Here is a 2,302-nt window from a genome sequence, read left to right as displayed (position 1 = left end):
CGTTCGCGGCGGGCGCGCTCCTCCGGGGGGAGGTTCTCGTCGTCGGCGCCGAGCTCCCGGGGGTCCGCGGCCACCCAGGCCGTACCCTCCTCGGTCTCGTGCACCCACAGGCAGGTGGCGGTGTCCACACCGTCCCGTCCCCGGAGGAAGGCGACACGCCGCCCGTCCGGGGAGATCTCGAACGCGTACGGGACACCGATGGTGAAGCGATGGGTTCGGGCCAGTTGGCGAGGAAAGCTCATAGGGCGATTGTGTCCCATCACCGGGCCGCCCGCCGCGCCCGTCGTGGCGAGCCCCCCATGCCCGGGGCTCGGGCTCCGGGCTCGTCGGGGCGGAGAGGGGGCGACCGGCCCGGTATCGTTCGCTACGTGATGGACAGGCGACTGATGATGGTGCACGCACACCCCGACGACGAGAGCATCGTCACGGGAGCGACACTGGCGAAGTACGCGGCCGAGGGCGCGGAGGTCACCCTCGTGACCTGCACCCTGGGCGAGGAGGGAGAGGTCATCCCCGACGACCTCGCGCACCTGGCCGCCGATCGCGACGACACGCTGGGCGAGCACCGTGTCGGTGAACTCGACAAGGCCTGTGTCGCGCTGGGCGTGCGCGACCACCGGTTCCTCGGCGGTCCCGGCCACTACCGTGACTCGGGGATGGTCGGCGGACCCGCCAACGACCACCCCCGCGCGTTCTGGGGGGCCGATGTCGAGGAGGCCGCGACCCTCCTGGCGGAGATGATCCGTGCGGCGCGCCCGCACGTGGTGGTCAGCTACGACGAGAACGGGGGCTACGGCCACCCCGACCACATCCAGGCGCACCGGGTCACGCGCCGGGCCTGCGTCAAGGCGGGGGAGCGCACGATGCCGGGGACCCCCTGGCGGGTCCGCAAGCTCTACGCGATCGCCCAGCCCGTGTCGCGGATCGAGGCGTCCATCTCCCGCCTGGCCGAGGAGTCCGGTTCCTTCACACCGCCCTCCCAGGTGTCCGACATCGCCCTGGGCACACCCGACTCCGCGGTGACCACGCGGATCGACGCCACCGACCATTGGGCGGCCAAGGCGCTCGCGATGCGTGCGCATGTCACCCAGATCACGGTGGAGGGCGAGCGGTTCGCGCTGTCGAACGGCATCGCCCAGGAGATCGACGCCGTGGAGCACTTCACCCTGATCATGGGGCCGACGCCGCGGACCGTCGGCGGGGAGTTCGAGACCGACCTCTTCGCGGGCCTGTGAGCGGCGCCGGCGGACCCGGTGGGACCGGCCGCGTATCCTCCACTGACATGACCACGTCCGACACCGCCACGGGGGCCGAACGGGCGCGCGGCGCCTCGGTCCTGCTGTACCTGGGGACGCTCGCCGTCGTGGCGCCGCTGGGCGCGGTGGTCGGGCTCGTGTCCTCCCTGTGCGCGGGGTGGCTGACCCGGTACTGGGAGGCGGGACAGCCGGTGCCGACGATCGCGGTGGCCGCGCTCGTGGTCTACGTGGCGTTGTTGTACGCGGGCTGCCGACTCCTGGCGTGGGGGAGCGGGACGCCGGACGCCGCGATGGCCTTCACGATCGGGTTCGTGCTCTCCCTGTTCGCCGTGATCGGTTACACGCCCGGCGGCGACATCGTGCTCACCGGTCACATGATCCACAACGGTTACCAACTCGGATCGATGCTGGCCCTGGCGGCGGCCGTGGTGGTGAGTTCGGTCCGCGGCGCGCGCGGCGGCGTCCTCGCCGGGTTCGGCGGCGGCCGCTAGCGATCCGAGGGTGGGTCAGGTCCAGAACTGCAACAGCAGCTGACCGAAGAACGCCATGCCCGGGTACGCCGGGTTCGGCAGGACCAGGTCGTAGAACCGGTAGAAGGCGTTGAAGAAGGCGTCGTTGACGCTCGGGAACCACAACAGCGCGAAGATCGCGATCGAGAAGTACAGCGCGTTGACGCGGAGGAAACCGGTCACCCTGTCCGACAGCGGGGGCGTGAGCAGCTCGAACCCGTCCAGACCGGGGACCGGCAGCAGGTTGACCACAGCCGCCGTCAGGTTCGCCAGGGACAGGAAGGCCATCGAGGAGATCGCCCAGTTGGTGGTGTCGCTGTCCGGCGGAACGAGGATCGACACGGTGACCGTCAGCGCCGCCGCCACCACGAGGCTGGCCAGCGGACCGGCGAGCGCCACCACGGCACGGCGCGAGGCCGGAATGCGGTCCCACTTCACGTAGGTGGGCGGGCCGGTCAGCCCCAGCCCGCCGAGACACAGGTAGACCAGGGGCAGGATCAGGCCGCCGAAGGTCTCCCGGAAGGCGAAGGGGTTGAG

The 2,302-nt window shown here is 71.2% G+C and carries 2 protein-coding genes and 2 pseudogenes; 2 read left to right on the top strand and 2 right to left on the bottom strand.

The features are described from left to right. A pseudogene (locus tag D471_RS0101535) lies at positions 1-242 on the bottom strand (S9 family peptidase); the annotation flags it as partial. A 126-nt stretch (positions 243-368) separates the two neighbouring features. Here D471_RS0101535 and mshB point away from each other — a divergent pair. Next, on the top strand, positions 369-1,235 hold the full coding sequence (gene mshB / locus D471_RS0101530; RefSeq protein WP_193789727.1) for an N-acetyl-1-D-myo-inositol-2-amino-2-deoxy-alpha-D-glucopyranoside deacetylase: 867 nt from the start codon (positions 369-371) through the stop codon (positions 1,233-1,235). Between the two features lie 47 nt (positions 1,236-1,282). Continuing rightward, complete coding sequence (locus D471_RS0101525; protein WP_017596993.1) at positions 1,283-1,747, top strand: hypothetical protein; 465 nt, start codon at positions 1,283-1,285, stop codon at positions 1,745-1,747. A gap of 15 nt (positions 1,748-1,762) precedes the next feature. Here the strand turns inward: D471_RS0101525 and D471_RS39935 are convergent. Further along, positions 1,763-2,302, bottom strand: a pseudogene (locus tag D471_RS39935) (site-2 protease family protein); the annotation flags it as partial.

Origin of the sequence: Nocardiopsis lucentensis DSM 44048, from assembly GCF_000341125.1 — a bacterium.
GTDB classification, from domain to species: domain Bacteria; phylum Actinomycetota; class Actinomycetes; order Streptosporangiales; family Streptosporangiaceae; genus Nocardiopsis; species Nocardiopsis lucentensis.
The sequence above is the reverse complement of the archived record's forward strand: the minus strand, read 5'-3'. Positions and strand labels throughout refer to the sequence as shown.

Bases quoted from the DNA above. Each gene is read 5' to 3' on its own strand.
- D471_RS0101525 (WP_017596993.1), top strand. From the start codon at position 1,283: ATGACCACGTCCGACACCGCCACGGGGGCCGAACGGGCGCGCGGCGCC.